Source organism: Streptomyces spinoverrucosus (assembly GCF_015712165.1).
Lineage (GTDB): Bacteria > Actinomycetota > Actinomycetes > Streptomycetales > Streptomycetaceae > Streptomyces > Streptomyces spinoverrucosus_A.
Genome location: NZ_JADPZX010000001.1, coordinates 4,208,194 through 4,224,120 on the forward strand (window position 1 = coordinate 4,208,194; position 15,927 = coordinate 4,224,120).

Below are 15,927 nucleotides of genomic sequence, written 5' to 3' on the forward strand. Positions count from 1 at the left end.
CCAGGTCGCTGTCGGACCATTGACCGAGCTTCTCGCGGCACGTAACGGCCGATGCAGCAGAATCCGGTTGGCGATGAGCTCGCCCTCTCACACTCAATGGCTTTAACAGTCAAGTCACCGAAGAGCGCAAGACCCCGGCGCGAGCAATCAGGCGGTGCACTCAGCGTACGGGCGAGTCGATGCGCTGCAGGATGCGCTCGGCGTCCTGGCCCAGTCGGCGCAGGCGCTCGCCGGACAGGTTGTCCACCACGAGGTGACGAACGTAAGCCACGTGACCCGGCGCGGACGATTCCAGCTTGGCCATGCCGTCGGGCAGGAGGATGGCGTTGGTGAAGCGCCCGTCGGTGGGGTCCGGTTCGCGCCGGACGTACCCGCGGCTTTCCAGTCGTTTCACCAGGTGCGACAGCCTGGACAGCGACGAACTGGTGTGCTCGGCCAGGGCACTCATGCGCAAGGTCCGTTCGGGAGCCTCGGCCAGCATGGCCATGGCCATGTATTCGACCATGCTCAGCCCCGCGTCGCGCTGCAGCTGGGCGTCGAGGGCCCAGGGAAGCCGGGTGACCAGTCGGACCATCGACATCCACGACGCCAGTTCAGCCGGCGTGAGCCACAGATCGGCGTGCTCGTCGTGCTTGTCGGCCTGCAGGGACTCGTCGGGGGTGGTCATTTCGCGAGCGTATCAGCCCGGCCACCCGAATTCGCTCGGATGACTTGAACATTCATGCCATCCATGCGTATCGTGAATGTTGAACATTGAACATGCCGGATCCTCGCGGAGAGGGAGCGCACCATGAGCGCACTGCTGACACCCAGGGTGGACGTCCGGCGCGCCGGACGGCGGTCGGCGACCCGGTTGTCCTGGCTCGACTCCAAGCACTCGTTCTCCCTGGGCACTCACCGGCCGGACCCGGCCAACACGCACCACGGTCTGCTGCTGGTCAACAACGAGGACCTGGTGCAGCCGGGTACAGGCTTCGAGACGCACCCGCATCGGGACATGGAGATCGTCACCTGGGTACTACAGGGCTCACTGGTCCACCAGGACTCCAGCGGCCACTCCGGCGTGATCTACCCCGGGCTCGCCCAGCGCATGAGCGCCGGCACCGGCATCCTGCACTCGGAGAAGAACGACTCCTACACATCCACCGGCGAACGCCCCACCGACCCGGTGCACTTCATCCAGATGTGGGTCCTGCCCGACGAGGCCGACGTCACACCCGGCTACGAACAACTCGAAATCGACGGCGAGTTGCTGTCCGGAGGGCTGGTCACGGTGGCATCCGGCATGGACAAACACAAAGACGGCACCGCCATCCGAATCCAGAACCGGCACGCCGCGCTCTACGCCGCACGGCTACGTCCCGGACAGCAAGTGATCCTTCCCGAGGCGCCGTACCTGCACCTGTTCGTTGCCCGTGGCTCGGTGGACCTGGAGGGCACGGGCGCACTCAACGAGGGCGACGCCGTGCGTTTCACCGCCACGGGCGGCCACCGGGTCAGCGCCACCGAACCCGCCGAAGTCCTCGTGTGGGAGATGCACGCCACCGTCGCCCCGTGACCGGCTCGACAACGGATCAGAACGAGAACACCAGACCAGCGCACCTGTGCGCCCTCAAAGGGAGTCAGTGATGTCCATCCACGAAATGAACACCTTAAAGGCAGGATCCGACGCCGAACGAGGAGCACGTCAGGACGCCGCCGACGACGGCCCGCGGCCGGTTCGGACCATTGCCTACGGTCCCCATCCCTCTCAGGTGGGCGAGCTGTACCTGCCCTCAGGGGAGGGGCCCTTCCCGGTCGTCGTCCTGATCCACGGTGGCTTCTGGACGGCCATGTTCGACCGCCGGCAAGTCGTTGGTCTCGCCGCAGACCTGGTGACGCTGGGGTACGCGGTATGGAACATCGAATACCGGCGCATCGGCGAGCCGGGAGGCGGCTGGCCCGGGACGTTCCTGGACGTGGCCGCCGCCGTGGATGCCGTCGCGGGCATCGACCCCTCGGTCGATGCGGACAGGGTGGTCGTCGTCGGTTATTCGGCAGGAGGCCACCTCGCGGCCTGGACCGCTCACCGATCCACCCTCCCACCAGCCGCCCCCGGCGCGAATCCGAAGGTCCAGCCGCTCGGTGCGGTGTCGCTGGCGGGAGTGCTGGACCTCGTCGCCGCGGACGCCGCCAAGCTCGGCTCCGTCCTGGCCGACCTCGACGTCGAGCCGCCGGCCGGCGCGCCGGGGCCGTCGGACTCCGCCGTCTGGCCGGCCGTGGCCGCCCGGATCAAGGACGGTGCCGCCCGCCTGCTACTGGGCGGCACGGCCGCCGACGTTCCCGACCGCTACGCCCAGACCTCCCCCGTCGAACTGCCACCCGCCGACATGCCCGTGCTGGTGATCCATGGAGCCGACGACGAAGGCGTGGCACCGTCCTACAGCCGCGCGTATGCCGATGCAGTATCGGCACGAGGCGGCGACGTGCGCTTCATCGAGGTTCCCGAAACGAATCATTTCGACGTGATCGACCCCGCGCGCCCGAGTTGGCGCCTTGCCCGCGACTGGATCCAGGAACTGCTCTGACATCGCCGCGGTACACGTGATCACTCTGCCGGGACAGACCGGTCGGCCCCTCGCCCAGCAGCGCATCCCCGCCCGACTCCGCCGACCGCGGCGACAACCCGTCCCTTCCAGTCAAGTGACAACCATCCCCCCTCCAAGGAGAACTGATCATGGGACAGCTCGACGGCAAGACCGCCCTCGTCACCGGCGCCACCTCCGGCATCGGCCTCGCCGCCGCCCGGCGGCTGGCCGCGGAGGGCGCGCACGTCTTCCTCACCGGCCGCCGACAGCAGGCCCTGGACGAGGCGGTGGCCTCGATCGGCGATCGTGCCACCGGGGTGCGTGCCGATATCGCGGACCTCGACGACCTCGACCGGCTGTTCGCGGCCATCGGACAGCGGGAGAGCCTCGACATCGTCTTCGCCAACGCCGGCGGCGGCGAATTCACGGCGCTGCCCGACGTCACCTGGCAGCACTACGCCGACACGTTCAACACCAACGTCGGCGGCACCCTGTTCACCGTGCAGAAGGCCCTGCCCCTGCTGAGGCCGGGCTCCTCGGTCATCCTGACCAGCTCCAACATCGACACCAAGGGTGCCGCGTCGTTCAGCGTCTACGCCGCCAGCAAGGCCGCGCTCCGCTCGTTCACCCGCAGCTGGGCAGCCGAACTGGTCTCCCGCGGCATCCGGGTCAACAGCATCGCCCCCGGCCCCGTCGAGACCCCGGGCCTGAGCCGACTGGCCGACGACCCGCAGTCCGCCGAGCAGCTGCTGAAGGGCCTGGCAGCCGGCGTACCGATGAACCGGCTCGCACGCCCCGAAGAGATCGCCGAGACCGTGCTGTTCCTCGCGTCCGACGCCAGCAGCTACATGACCGGCGCCGAGATCTACGTCGACGGCGGCGCCAGCCAGATCTGACCCGGACCGCCAACCCGATGATCCGATAACCCCGCCACCGTGAACCACACCGGAGCGCCGACCGCCACCACGGACCCGGCCGGCGCACCCACGACACCCCTCGGAGGAGCACCATGCACACCGTGACCGACCTGCTCGCCGCCAATCTGCACGAGGTCTTCGGCAACCGTGACCCTGCTTCCCGCCGGGCGGCGATCGAGCGGATCTACACCGAGGACGTCGTGTTCACCGACCCCGAAGGCGTCACCACGGGCTGGGACGCACTCGAAGACAAGGCGCGTGCCCTGCTCGACAAGGTCCCACCGGACTTCGGCTTCAGCGAAGACGGCCGGCGCTACGCCGGTGCGCACGATGGGGCACTCGCCTGGGCGTTCGGCCCCGAAGGCGAACCCGCGGTGCGCGGCATCGACATCATCACTCTGCGCGAGGAAAGGATCGCCACCGTCCTGACCCTGTTCACCGCCTGAGCCGAACCGCGCGGTACCTGTTCCGTCCGAGCCCGTTTGCCCCGAGGCGGCCAATGACGGCCTCCCGAGGGCTGCCCAGCGAGCGCCACGAGCAGAACTCGTCCCTCTCCTCGGAGAGTTGCCGCCGACACCGAAGACCTGGCGGGGCGGGAGCGGCGTCCGGCCCTGTTCACCGGGTTCGGCGGCCGGCTCACCGTCGTCAACAACAAACTGCTGCGCGCCGCCCGCGACATGCTGCCCAACCCGGAGAACAGCATCGAAACCACCGGGCCCTGCTCGGCGTTTCGGTGGGCACCCACTACAACCACATCCCCGACCTCAAAGAACTGCGGGCCTCCGGGCTCCCCGCTCAGCTCTCCGGCGGCGGCCGGTGACCACGACGCTCCGACCCTGCCCGCCGGCAGCTCCTCGTGCGTCGTCGATGATCTGCGCGACGGACTGATGAGGCACTTGGCGTCGGCCGTCATCCGTGGGGAGGTTGTGTCTGAAAAGAACCTCTGAGGTGATCGCATTGTTGACGCATGCACATGTTCATGAACATGTGCATGAACATGATCTGCCGGCAACGAGCGACACGCTTCGCTGTCGCTCAAGTCCACACAGTCAACGGAGGGGACATCTTGAGAGCCAGGACGGTCATAGCGTCGGCAACGCTCCTGTTCGGGGCCTTGTCGATGACGCCCAGCGTGGCTGATCGGTGAGCGCACGGCAGCACCACGTTCACCAACCTGACCGGCGACAAGAACGACGAGATGGACTCGTGGGCCAACCGCTCCGCCACGTACGACGGCTGCATGGCCGGAGACTCCAATGGAACGGCTGCTGAGTTGACCGACGCCGTGGATGCCGCGCTCATCCGAACCAGGGGGGTCTGTAAGGCCTACCGCTCCGAGGTGGAGACTGTGTGGGCCGCGCGGGATGTGGACTTCATTGCACGGTCCGGCGAGTTCGTGTGCATCTACGGCGCCAGCGGTTCGGGTAAGTCGACCCTGCTCAATCTGCTGGCAGGCCTGGATCTCGCCGACACCGGCGAGATCCAGGTGGGCGGTGTCCAGGTGAGTACCGCCAGTGAGAAGGAACGCGCGAAGCTGAGGCCTTCGGTGTTGCGGATGGTGTGGCACCGGGGCGGGGTCTCCGCCCCGGTGCCACTCGGCGGGACCGGGTCTGCAGTGCCGAGCCCTTGGCCGAGGTCATGTGAGGTGTGTGGCCCGCTTGGTCCGCTCCGCGCCCAACCGGGCGTAGAAGTCGATGAGTTCGGGGTTGTCGACTGCCGCTGGGTTGAGGACCTGCCCGGCGGGGGCGCCCTGGAGGAGGCGCTTGACCGGGACTTCGAGCTTCTTGCCGGTCTTGGTGTGCGGGATGGCCAGTACCCGCTCGTACGGAGTGGTCGCGTCGACGTCGAAGTACTCCCACACCGCGGCCCAGAACCCCTCCAGGTCGGTGACGGACCAGTGGTGCAGGGCCTGGTAGTCGGTGGGGTCCTGGATCCCTTCGGCACCCCGGTGCCGGGCGGCCCAGCGGGCGAAGTCCGCGATGCGGCTGCCGGCGGCTGCCTTCGGGTCGGGCGGCAGGAACGGTTCCGGATACGGCGTGCGGTGCGGGGTGGTCATGGTGCGGTGCTCCTCGGCAGGGGGACGGGCCGGGCATCGGCGGGACGGCGGGCTGTGTGCAGCAGCGGCGCCCAGGCGGCGGTGTCGGTGAAGTCACCGGCGCCGGCGGGGACGGTGTCCATCACGACGCGGTCGGGGCGCAGCAGGACGGCGTCCGTCCGGCCACGTGTCAGCCAGGCGGCCAGGGCACCGTCGTCGCCCAGGTCGCCGACGTGGATCGTGCGTGCGCCCAGTGCCTCGGCCACGACCGTCATCCGCGGGGTGGGCGGCACGGCGGTCAGGACGGCGAAGGAGTCCCCGAGGACGTCGTCGAGGCGTACGCGCCTGCCGTCGACGGTCACCCAGGGCTGTGGCACGAGGGTTCCGGCCGGCATGCGGCCGGTCAGCCGCGCGCGCCGCCGTACCAGCGGGCCGGCGGTCAGTGTGGGGCTGAGGTCGCGGCTCACCGTCGCCGTCACGCCGGGGATGCGGCAGGCCGCGCCCACGACGGCCCGGCGGAGCGCCGCGGCGCGGTCCTGGCCGCCGGTCATGGCCCAGCCGACGGCGACCGCGACGCGGATCACGTGGCGGACGTGCGGCTTGCGTTCGCGCTCGTAGGTGTCCAGCAGTGCGTCGTCCGCGCCCTGCCCGAGAACGCGGGCGAGCTTCCAGGCGAGGTTGTGGGCGTCGCGCAGGCCCGAACACAGGCCCTGCCCGATGAAGGGCGGGGTGAGGTGGGCGGCGTCGCCGAGCAGGAAGACGCGTCCTTGGCGCCACCGGTCGGCGAGGCGGGCCCGGAAGGTGTACTGCGCCTGCCGGATCACCTCGAAGTCGTCGCCCGGCGAGACCGGGGACGGCAGGTCGACCCACGGGGCGACCAGTTCGCGAAGGCGCTCCAGTCCGTCCGGGCCGTCCAGGGACTCATCGGCGGCCAGCCGGAACTCCCAGCGGTAGCGGTCCTCGCCGACGCGCATGAAAGTGGCCGGGCGGGTGGGGCAGCAGATCTGCTCGACGCCCTCCCAGGTGCGCACCCGGCGGCTGGTGCGCACGTCGATGACCCGCCAGCTCTCCTCGAAGTGCAGGTCCTCCCACACGGCGCCGATGGCCTCGCGCGTGAGGCTGCCCGCGCCGTCGCAGCCGAGGACGGCATCGGCCCAGACGTGCTCCTCCTCATCGCTGCCGTCGCCCCGGAGGGTGACCCGGACGGGTCCCGTACCGTCAGTGGGCTGGGTGACGGACACGACCTCCACCCCGCCCCGCAGCTCGCACTCCGGGCGGCGCGCCAGGGCGTCGCGCAGCAGACGCTCCAGCTCCGGCTGGTCGAACATGCTGGTCTGCGGAAAGCCGTGGTGGCCGTGCGGCGACCGCGGGAATTCCGCGATCATGCGGCGCCGGGCGTCCAGCAGTCGCAGCCCGCGTGCGGGACGGCTGAAGGCGGCGAACTCCTCGTGGACACCAGCACTTTGCAGGATCCGGCGGACCTCGTCGTCCACCACGACGGCGCGCGGCAGCGGGTAGATGTCCCGGTGGCGTTCCAGGACGAGGCTGCGCACGCCGCGCCGGGCCAGCAGAAGCGCGGCCGTGACTCCTACGGGCCCCGCACCGATGATCACCACCGGCCTCCGGGCTGTGGCTCTCACGTCGCGTCCGCCACAGGGGTCCGCTGCTCGCCCAGGTCGATGTGCCCGTCGGGGGTGGCGATCGTGGCGGTGACGAGGTCACCGCCTCGCAGGTAACGCGGGTTCTTGGCCTGGCCCTTGAAGAACGCCTTCCACTTCAGCGCGGGCGGCAGCAACGCGGCGATCTTCTCGACCGGCTTGGGCGGGGCCTTCAGGGCGGTGCCCCCGGGCGTGCCGGTCAGCAACAGGTCACCCGGGTCCAGGGTCTGGAAGCGGGCGAGCAGGGTGAGCGCCTGCGCGGGCCGTACGATCATGTCGGCCAGCGTGCGGTCCTGGCGGGGCACTCCGTTGACCGACAGCCGCAGCCGCAGGTCGATCAGACGGTCGAAGTCCTCCGGTTCCAGCAGGGCCAGGTACGGCCCGGTGGGCGTGAAGGTCGGGTAGGACTTGCTCTCGTAGAACTGGGTCTTGGTCAATTGGACGTCGCGGGCGCTGACGTCGTTGGTCAGGACAAGCCCGGCGACGTAGCGCGGCAGGTCCTGCTCCTCGATGACGGTGCCGACGGGCAGGGTGGCGCCCATGACGAGGCCGAGTTCGACCTCGTAGTCGAGGAACTTCACGTGCGCCGGGCGGACGATCGTCTCGTGCGGTCCGCTGACCGAGCCGGACGCCTTACGGAAGAACGTGGGCGGGATGTCGCCGGTGAAGCCTGAATCGCGGGCGTGGCTGCGGTAGTTGACCATCTGGGCGACCACCCGGCAGGGGGTGGTGACCGGAGGCAGGGCCACCAGGTCGGCGACGGGAGTGCCGCTCTCGGCGGAGGCGGCGGCCTCGCGGACCGCGTCCCGGTCGGCGATCAGTTCGGCGGTGGTGACCGCCTTGGTGTCGATGCGGACGGCGCGCTCGTCCCGGACGGCCCACCAGCCGTCGGCGGTGCGCAGAACGTTGGTGCTCATGAGCTCATCGCTTTCATCAGGCCCAGCAGGCGCGCCGGGTCGAGTTCGTTGTCGCCGCGCAGGGCCGTCATGACCTCGCGGAGCTTGGCGGGGGACGGGTTGGCGCCCAGGAAGTCGCGGGTGACCGGCGGGCCCCACTGGGCCAGGCCGCTCGCCGACATCGGCGCCCAGCCGGGCTCGAGGTCGCAGGAGAACAGGTCGCCGTCGGCGAAGTGCTCCAGCATGAAGCGGTCCGGGTCGCGCCAGTAGTCGAAGAGTTGGCTGCCCTGGATGTGGCGGCCGATGCCCCAGCTGCGCTGGTAGCCGCGCTCGGCGAGGTACTCCCCACCGGCGGCGATCGCGTCGAGGTCGGTGACCTGGTAGGCGGAGTGGACGTAACCGGTACCGGGCCCCAGGTGCAGGGCGAGGGTGTGGTGGTCCACGGGCGTGCTGCCCTGATCACAGCGGATGAACGCCATGGTCGGCCCGCGCCGGCGCTGCCCGTCGAGGAACAGGAAGTCGGACACGATCATGCCGAGGGTGTCCAGGTACCAGTCCAGGGTGCGGGTGAACGCCCGCGTCTCCAGCACCACATGGCCGAGACGCTGGATGCGGGACGGCTCACGGGGCGGGCGCTGGGTGGTGTTCGTACGACGGTGGTCCGTGCCGAAGTTCAGGAGCAGCGGCGGCTGCTCGGGCAGCGCGGGCAGCGGTTCGGCGCAGTGCACGACCCGGACCGGGAGTCCCGAGGGATCGAACAGGGCGACCGACCGGCCGCCGCCGGGGACGTCGATGTCCCGGACGGTGTGTCCGACGGCGGCGGCCAGCCGGTCCACATCGGCCCGCTCGGCCGCGCGGAACGCCGGTCCGAGGAAGCGGGACGCCTGCCCTCGCCGGATGACCATGCAGGGAGAGCCCGCGAACGTGCCGCGTAGCCACAGCTCGTGATCGGTGCGCGCGGCGATCGCGAAGCCGAAGTCACGGGCGAACACCTCGGCCCGGTCCAGGTCCGGCTTCTCGAACTCAAGCCAGGCCAGATCCGCCACTTTGATCACTGGATTCCGGGCTCGTCCGGGGTGTTCACCGCGCAGGGCGCCCTGCTCGCTGTGGAGGTCTTGGTGGGGCGTCAGAGGACCGCCCTTGTTAACGGGGATGTGGGACATGGTGTCCTCCAAGCAACACTGCCGTAATGAGGAAATCATCAACTCTGCCGTTTCTCGTCGTCAATAGGCGCAGCCCAAATAATTGAGGGTCTCATCAGTAATGGCAGTGTCATCGCTGCGACGGTTACACTGGGCGGCATGCCGACGTCAGCCCCGCCCAAGAACCGCTTCGAGCGGCGCCGCGCCGAGACCCGCCAGGCGCTCGTCCGTGCGGCCCGGCAGATCCTCGCGGAAACCGGGGACACCAGCGCGAGCATCCAGGCCATCGCCGAGCGCGCCGATGTCGGCTTCGGGTCCTTCTACAACCACTTCGAGTCCAAGACGGAGCTGTTCGACGCGGCGGTGACGGACGCCCTGGATGAGTTCGGGCAGGTCATCGACGCGCGCGTGGAAGGCATCGACGACCCGGCCGAGCTGGTCGCGGTCGGCTTCCGGCTCACCGCCCGGATGGCCGACTCCCACCCGGAACTCATGCGGATCCTGCGCGACCGCGGCCTGGCGCACATCCACTCCGACCGCGGCCTCGCCCCACGCGCCCTGCGCGACCTGGAGATCGGCATCGCCTCAGGCCGCTTCACATGCGGCAACGCGACCACCGCCCTGTCCGCCCTGGGTGGCACCCTGCTGTCCCTGATGGCTCTCCGGCTGGACCGCCCGGACCTCGACGGCGACGAGGCCGCCTCCGACCTGGCCGAGATGGTCCTGCGCATGCTCGGCCTCGCTGCGGAGGACGCCCACGAGGTCACCCGGCGCCCGCTGCCCGAACTCGCCCGATGACCTCCTGCACCTGAAGCGCGGCCCTACGTGGTGCTACGCCAGCGGCAACGAGCAACGCGGTTGCCGCGGCCTCACAAGTGGGGTCCGCCCACGGGCATGCGGCATTCTCCTCGGCGAGGGCCAGCATGAGTGCCTCCAGTGCTTGGGCGAGGACGGGTGCTGGAAGGTGGTCCGCGAAGACGCCTTCGCGCTGACCACGCCGTAGGGTTGCGACGGCCTCTGCGCGGGCCGGTGCCAGGGTGGTGCGGATCTCGTCCTCTCCCGGATGGCGCCGTCCCAAGGTGATGAGCATGCGGTAGTGGTCGCCCACCGTCCATGCCGCGAGCACCATCCGTGTCATCGCCTCGACCGGGTCGGCATCCGCGGTACGGGCTCTGGCGAACGCCTGCCGAAGTTCACGGCCTGCTTCCTGTGTCAGGTCGGCGATCAGCGCATGTCGGCTGGGGAAGTGTCCGTAGAGGGTGCGCCGGGCAACGCCGGCCGCCTGAGAGATGCTGCCGAGACTCGCGTCCGGGTCCTCCCGTAGTTTCCGCCGGGCGGTGGCGAGGATGCGTCGGCGGTTGGCGTGAGCATCCTTGCGCTGCACAGTACGGCCCGGGGTGTCGGTCGTCCGCATGGTTTCTTCTGTCCACGGTTGCCGGAGAAGCCGTGGGCGCCGGTGCTCCCTCACGCACCGGCGCCCACTCACCCCTGCCCAGGGTGGCTTGGTGTCCTGCTGACGGGCGTCAGGGGACGAGGATGAGGCGGATCGGGTCGCCGATCTTGTTCTCCAGGCGGCTGACCGCGTTGGCCGCGTCGATGAGCGGGATGTGGTCCGTGATGGAGGGGGCGAGGTCGAGGCGGCCGGCCGCGGTCAGCTGCACCAGCTCGGAGACGGACTCGGGGAAGCCGCCGTAGTGCCCGCGCACCTGCTTCTGCAGGTAGTTGAAGGTCAGGCCCTCGGTGATGGTCAGCGGCCGGGGGGTGATGCCCACCAGGATGAGGGAGCCGCCCAGGCCGAGCACGGAGGCGGCCTGGTCGCGGACGGCGGGGACGCCGGCGCAGTCGAAGGCGAAGTCGAGGCCGCGGCCGCCGGTGGCCGCGCGGACCTGGTCGGCGAAGTCGGGGGCTGCCGGGTCGAGCGCGAGGTCCGCGCCGAAGGCCAGGGCGCGCTCGCGGGCGCCGGGCAGCGGGTCGACGGCGATGATCGGGGCGGCGCCGACCAGGCGGGCGAGGCGTACGTTGTGCGCGCCGACTCCGCCCACGCCCCAGACGCCGACGGACTGGGCGGCACGGACGCCCGCGGTGGCGACGACGGCGGCGTAGGGGGTGGAGACCGCGTCGGGGATGATCGCGGCCTGGTCGAAGGGGAGGCTGTCGGGGATGGGGATGAGGGTGTCCTCGCGGGCGATGACGTACTCGGCCCAGCCGCCGTCGTAGTCGATGCCGGCGGTGAGCATCTGGGTGCAGGGGCGGTGGCGCACGCATCCGGCGCACGTGCCGCAGGTCTTGCCGGCCTCCAGGGTGACGCGGGTGCCGACGGGCAGGCCTCGCTTGAGGTCGGGGCCGTGCGTGTGGATGACGCCCGAGACCTCGTGGCCGACGGTGACCGTGTCGGAGGTGGCGAACATGGGGACGAGGGAGCCGTCGAGGAGGTGGACGTCGGAGAGGCAGACGCCGGCGGCCTTGACCTGGATGAGGACCTCGCCCGGGCCCGGCACGGGGATCGGGACCTCTTCCACGGCGAACTTCTTGCTGTCCAGGTGGAAGCGTCCGGCGAGCATGGTGTCCATGGTGATCTGCTTTCTGTGAGCGGCACGACCCGGTGGTTCGGGCCATGGGCCCTGGGGTGTCTGAGTGGCTGTGGGGCCGGGAGGCGTGCGGGGAGGCAGGACGTCCGCACGCCTCCCGGCGGCTGGGGGTCGGCGCGCCTTGACGGCGTGCGACGGTCAGGCGAAGACGTCCTGCTGGTAGCGCTCGTCCGCCTCCAGCTGGGCGAGCCACTGCTGGGCGGTCTCGTCGTCGCTGCCGGTCTTCTGGCGGTGGATGGCGGCGAGTGCCTCGCGGACGGCGGGGGCCATGCGGCGGCCGTCACCGCAGACGTAGATGTACGCGCCGTCCTCGATCGCCTGCCACACCGTGTCGGCGGCATGGGCGATGGCGTTCTGCACGAACCGGGCCGGGTGGCCGGTCACCGCGGAGAAGGCGGTTCATCCCGGCCGCACACAGGGCCGCCGCGCCACGTGCCGACGCTCTCTCACTTCCGCACCGATGGGACGGACCGCGGTGACGAACACCGACCACACCCTTCTCACCGAGCCGGTGAGCCCCCGTGAGATGCCCGACGCCGCGATAGCGATGCTCGATGCCGAGGGCATCGTGGTGGGGTGGACGCAGGCCGCTCAGCAGCTTGTCGGTTACTCGGCCGGGGAGGTGGTGGGCCGGTCCGTGGCGCACGTGCTGCCGCCCCCCGAGGACGCCCGGAGGACTTCGGCGTTCGCCGAGCGATGCCGCGCGCAGGGTGGCTGGTCCGGTACCGCGGCTATACGCCACCGCGACGGCCACACGCTGAAGACGACGCTGCGGGTGTCGTTGCTGCGGGGGCAGGACGCCGGCACCCGGTGGCTGGTGTCCGTGACGGACATAGGGGCGCTGTCCCTGGGGGCGACCGGGGGACCGGTGCGGGAGTCGCTCCTCAGCACCGGGTGCTGACATGTGAGGTCTCCGACACCAACACCGGCCACCCACGCCCCCGTCATCCCCGCAGTCTCGACGAGCACGGCCGCGGCCTCCACCTGGTCGCTCGGCTGTCGCGCAGGTGGGGTTCGCGCTCCGGGGCGGACGGCAAGGTCGTCTGGGCCGAACAGGACCTGCCCTCCGCAGCCGGCGCCCTGTGACCCGCCGACGAACCAGGCGGCTGACAGCCGCCCGACCGATGCCCATTTCTCGTAGCCGCAGGCTCGTCAAGGAAGCCGGAGAACATGGATTCAGCGAACATGGAAAACGCCGACTCGGCAGGCGCCTCACAAGGAACCAGCGTCTCCGGTGCCGGTCCGGGCGGCAGGACGCCCGCCTTCGACGGCCTGGCAGCCGCCGTTGTCGACGATCGAGGGGCGGTGGCGGGGTGGACCGGGACGGCAGAGGACCTGACGGGGTTCTGCGCCGAGGAGGTACACGGCCGCCCCGTGCGGGAACTGGTGGCCGACCTCCCTGACGACCTGCGCGGGGTCAGGCACGTTCCGACATCCGGGCGGGTGCGGCTGTGGCACCGGTGCGGCAACACGATCGACGTCACGTTCCGCACCACAAGGGTGAACGGCTCGGCGAAGTTCCTCGTGTTGGCGGCACCCACCCACTACGTCGCCGACCACCAGCACGGCGCGGCGCTCCTGCGCGCACTGTCCGCACAGAACCGGATCACGATCGCTCTGCATGACACGGACCTCACCACCGTGCAGACGAACGCCACGCCGGACACTCTCGACGGCCGTCCCGTACAGCCCGGCACCCGGCTGAGCGACGTGCTGTGCGCCGAGGACGCCGAGAACGTCGAGGCGGTGCTGCGTCAGGTGCTCGAGACGGGCGTCCCGGTGCTGCGCAGGAACCAGCACGTGAGCTGGCGGCACCATCCGGCGCGGCGGCACGCGCTGTCGCTGTCCGCCTTCCGTCTGGAGAACGCGCGAGGACGCCCCACGGGGGTCGCGGCCCTGTACATCGACGACACCGACCGACTGCGCGCCCGTCGACAGCTGGATCTCGCCCGCGAGGTCGCCGAGCGCGTGGGGGGTTCCCTGGATGTCGTGCGGACCGCGCAGGACCTCGCGGACGTCCTCGTACCCGCCTTCGGGGATCTCGTCTCAGTCAACCTTGCGCAGGCCGTCTTCGACGGTGACGAACCCGCCGAGCGGCTGGGCGGAGGAGATCTGCATCTGCGCACCGCGGCCCTGGCGCCGGCCAACGCCGCGTGGGCGGCCGGCATCAAGCTCGGCAACCTCGTCCCACCGCTGTCCGACCATCCCCTCCTGCGCAGCTCCCAGCACGGCGAGACGGTCGTCTACGGCCGGGACGACTTCGTCGCGCTGATCGGCGGCCCGCAGCTGGTCGAGCAGTTCCTTCCGCACGACGTCCATGCGGTGATGGTGGCACCGCTGCACGCCCGCGGCCTCACCCTCGGCGCGATCGTGGTCTGGCGCACCGGCCTGTCCGAACCGTTCACCGAGGACGAGGTGGATCTCATGAGGCAGATCGCCTCACTGGGGGCACTCGCCATCGACAACGCCCGCCGCTACACGCGCGAGCACAGAGCGGCCGTGGCCCTGCAGCAGAGCCTGCTTCCTCCGGCCACGACCGACACTCCGGCAGCCGAGACCGCCGGCTTCTACCTGCCCACCGGTGGCGGAGCGGGCACCAGCGGCGACTGGTACGACGCGATCGCCCTGCCCTCCTTCCGGCTGGCCCTCGTCGCCGGAGACGTGATCGGCCGCGGCATCCCCGCAAGCGCCACCATGGGCCGCCTGCGCACCGCCATCCAGACGCTCGCCGATCTCGAACTCGAGCCGGACGAGTTGCTCACCCGGACCGCGGACCTGGTCCAGCGCCTCGCGGCCGAAGCACCATCCGACACCCACGACCTCGTGGGCGCCACCTGCCTGTACGCGGTCTACGACCCGGTCACCCGACGCTGTGCCATGGCCAGTGCCGGGCACCCTCCGCCCGTACTCGTCCGGCCCGACGGAACCGCCGAAACCGTCGACATTCTCCCGGGGCCGCCCCTCGCCGTCTGCGGCATGCCGTACGAGACCACCACGATCGACCTCGAGCCGGGCAGCGTCCTCGCGCTCTACACCGACGGCCTGGTCCACCGGGGCGCCGACGACATCGACGACGGGCTCCGGCGGCTGACCGATGCGCTCGCCGCGTCCTGCCGCCCGGACCGCGCCCTGGACGAGACCGGCCGGGCCCTTCTCGCCGATCTGGTGGACGAAGCATCACGTGACGACGCAACCCTGCTGCTGGCACGCACCCGCGCCGTACCGGGCGAGGACACCGCTCACTGGCAGATACCGGCCGATCCCGCCGCCGTCTCCGAGGCCCGGGAATGGACGACCCGCCAACTCACCACATGGGGGTTGGACGACCTCCTGTTCACCACCCAACTCATCGTCAGTGAACTGGTCACCAACGCGATCCGCTACGGTCGTCCGCCGGCGGAGCTGCGACTGATCCGCCACGGCGTTCTGGTCTGCGAGGTCACCGACTCCAGCAGTACCCAACCCCGTCTGCGCCGCGCCCGCACCACCGACGAGGGCGGACGCGGCCTGTTCCTCGTCGCCCAACTCGCCGACCGATGGGGCTGCCGCCATGGCCAGAACCACAAGACCATCTGGTCCGAACAGCCCATCGAGTGCCCCCGCTGACCACGGCCTGAGCACTCTGCACCCCTGTCGGGCGTGCCGTGTTCCCCAGTGCTCGGCGAGTTGGGCGACCAACAGCAGACCGCGTCCTCCCTCGTCGAAAGTGCGGGCACGGTCGCGGATCAGGCGCAGCCGTATGGGACGACGACCGTAACGTATGGCGTTGGTGACCAGTTCACTGACCATCAGTTCGGCGGTGAACTCGAGGTTCTCCAGGCCCCAACTGATCAACTGCCGGGCGACGTTCGACCGGGCCCCCGACACGGAGACGGGGTCGGGGTCCACGTCCCAGCTGGCCGAAGACCTCTCGGAGCGCGAGCGACGGCTCGCACTGTTCACCGAGTTCATGCTGGACGCCTCCGTGCGCCCGCTGCACGACCTGCTGACCGAGCTCGCAGAGGTGTCCCTGGGCATCGATGCCACTCCTGTACGTACCTTCTCCCGTCGCCGCCGTGCGAACGGCCCGGAGCTCGCCACGGGCCCGGACGCCGGCTGGTACGTACGAGACCGACGCGCCAGTC

Annotated in this window: 15 protein-coding genes and 4 pseudogenes; 9 read left to right on the forward strand and 10 right to left on the reverse strand. The window is 70.3% G+C overall.

All coding sequences use genetic code 11. From position 1 onward, the window contains the following. Positions 1–160: 160 nt before the first annotated feature. Entirely contained in the window at positions 161–667 is a 507-nt protein-coding gene (locus tag I2W78_RS18910; protein ID WP_196461471.1) for a MarR family winged helix-turn-helix transcriptional regulator, read from the reverse strand. A gap of 123 nt (positions 668–790) precedes the next feature. Here I2W78_RS18910 and I2W78_RS18915 point away from each other — a divergent pair, with 123 nt between their 5' ends. The 5 genes and pseudogenes from I2W78_RS18915 to I2W78_RS40555 form a co-directional block, all read left to right on the forward strand. Further along, the gene (locus tag I2W78_RS18915; protein WP_196461472.1) at positions 791–1,558 is read left to right on the forward strand and encodes a pirin family protein; all 768 of its coding nucleotides are present in this window, start codon (positions 791–793) and stop codon (positions 1,556–1,558) included. 70 nt (positions 1,559–1,628) lie between these two features. Continuing rightward, complete coding sequence (locus I2W78_RS18920; RefSeq protein ID WP_196461473.1) at positions 1,629–2,567, forward strand: alpha/beta hydrolase family protein; 939 nt, start codon at positions 1,629–1,631, stop codon at positions 2,565–2,567. A gap of 149 nt (positions 2,568–2,716) precedes the next feature. Further along, complete coding sequence (locus I2W78_RS18925; protein WP_196461474.1) at positions 2,717–3,463, forward strand: SDR family oxidoreductase; 747 nt, start codon at positions 2,717–2,719, stop codon at positions 3,461–3,463. A gap of 113 nt (positions 3,464–3,576) precedes the next feature. Further along, complete coding sequence (locus I2W78_RS18930) at positions 3,577–3,930, forward strand: nuclear transport factor 2 family protein (RefSeq protein ID WP_196461475.1); 354 nt, start codon at positions 3,577–3,579, stop codon at positions 3,928–3,930. Positions 3,931–4,724: 794 nt separating this feature from the next. Then, positions 4,725–5,000: pseudogene (locus I2W78_RS40555) on the forward strand (ATP-binding cassette domain-containing protein); the annotation flags it as partial. Between the two features lie 120 nt (positions 5,001–5,120). Here I2W78_RS40555 and I2W78_RS41690 read toward each other — a convergent pair. From I2W78_RS41690 to I2W78_RS18955, 5 genes and pseudogenes are all read right to left on the reverse strand, one after another. Beyond that, positions 5,121–5,300: pseudogene (locus I2W78_RS41690) on the reverse strand (hypothetical protein); the annotation flags it as partial. A 3-nt stretch (positions 5,301–5,303) separates the two neighbouring features. Next, positions 5,304–5,540 (reverse strand): annotated as a pseudogene (locus tag I2W78_RS18940) (acetoacetate--CoA ligase); the annotation flags it as partial. After that, entirely contained in the window at positions 5,537–7,159 is a 1,623-nt protein-coding gene (mhpA, locus tag I2W78_RS18945; RefSeq protein WP_196461476.1) for a bifunctional 3-(3-hydroxy-phenyl)propionate/3-hydroxycinnamic acid hydroxylase MhpA, read from the reverse strand. The gene mhpA and the pseudogene I2W78_RS18940, both read right to left, overlap by 4 nt. Continuing rightward, the gene (locus I2W78_RS18950) at positions 7,156–8,094 is read right to left on the reverse strand and encodes a fumarylacetoacetate hydrolase family protein (RefSeq protein WP_196461477.1); all 939 of its coding nucleotides are present in this window, start codon (positions 8,092–8,094) and stop codon (positions 7,156–7,158) included. The genes mhpA and I2W78_RS18950 overlap by 4 nt, the downstream gene beginning before the upstream one ends. Further along, positions 8,091–9,236 (reverse strand): VOC family protein, encoded by a 1,146-nt coding sequence (locus I2W78_RS18955; RefSeq protein WP_196461478.1) that lies wholly within the window; start codon positions 9,234–9,236, stop codon positions 8,091–8,093. The genes I2W78_RS18950 and I2W78_RS18955 overlap by 4 nt, the downstream gene beginning before the upstream one ends. Positions 9,237–9,374: 138 nt before the next feature. On the opposite strand from I2W78_RS18955, the gene I2W78_RS18960 reads away from it, so the two are divergent. Further along, positions 9,375–10,013 (forward strand): TetR/AcrR family transcriptional regulator, encoded by a 639-nt coding sequence (locus tag I2W78_RS18960; RefSeq protein ID WP_196461479.1) that lies wholly within the window; start codon positions 9,375–9,377, stop codon positions 10,011–10,013. On the opposite strand, the gene I2W78_RS18965 is transcribed toward I2W78_RS18960, so the two are convergent. The 3 genes from I2W78_RS18965 to I2W78_RS18975 all read right to left on the reverse strand — a co-directional run bounded on the left by I2W78_RS18965 (position 9,979) and on the right by I2W78_RS18975 (position 12,187). Then, positions 9,979–10,629, reverse strand: coding sequence for a TetR/AcrR family transcriptional regulator (locus I2W78_RS18965; protein WP_196461480.1), 651 nt, complete (start codon positions 10,627–10,629; stop codon positions 9,979–9,981). The two genes, I2W78_RS18960 and I2W78_RS18965, sit on opposite strands and share 35 nt — an antisense overlap. 109 nt (positions 10,630–10,738) lie before the next feature. Further along, positions 10,739–11,785, reverse strand: coding sequence for a zinc-binding dehydrogenase (locus I2W78_RS18970; protein ID WP_196461481.1), 1,047 nt, complete (start codon positions 11,783–11,785; stop codon positions 10,739–10,741). A gap of 156 nt (positions 11,786–11,941) precedes the next feature. Next, on the reverse strand, positions 11,942–12,187 hold the full coding sequence (locus I2W78_RS18975; protein WP_230885504.1) for a hypothetical protein: 246 nt from the start codon (positions 12,185–12,187) through the stop codon (positions 11,942–11,944). A gap of 91 nt (positions 12,188–12,278) precedes the next feature. On the opposite strand from I2W78_RS18975, the gene I2W78_RS18980 reads away from it, so the two are divergent. The 3 genes from I2W78_RS18980 (at position 12,279) to I2W78_RS18990 (ending at position 15,409) form a co-directional block, all read left to right on the forward strand. Then, the gene (locus tag I2W78_RS18980; RefSeq protein WP_196461482.1) at positions 12,279–12,704 is read left to right on the forward strand and encodes a PAS domain-containing protein; all 426 of its coding nucleotides are present in this window, start codon (positions 12,279–12,281) and stop codon (positions 12,702–12,704) included. Further along, positions 12,698–12,889 (forward strand): ATP-binding protein, encoded by a 192-nt coding sequence (locus I2W78_RS18985; protein WP_196461483.1) that lies wholly within the window; start codon positions 12,698–12,700, stop codon positions 12,887–12,889. Before I2W78_RS18980 ends, I2W78_RS18985 begins: the two co-directional genes overlap by 7 nt. An 84-nt stretch (positions 12,890–12,973) precedes the next feature. Beyond that, positions 12,974–15,409, forward strand: a complete 2,436-nt coding sequence (locus I2W78_RS18990) for an ATP-binding SpoIIE family protein phosphatase (RefSeq protein WP_196461484.1) — start codon at positions 12,974–12,976, stop codon at positions 15,407–15,409. A 21-nt stretch (positions 15,410–15,430) separates the two neighbouring features. Here the strand turns inward: I2W78_RS18990 and I2W78_RS40560 are convergent. Beyond that, positions 15,431–15,703 (reverse strand): annotated as a pseudogene (locus I2W78_RS40560) (ATP-binding protein); the annotation flags it as partial. Between the last annotated feature and the right edge of the window lie 224 nt (positions 15,704–15,927).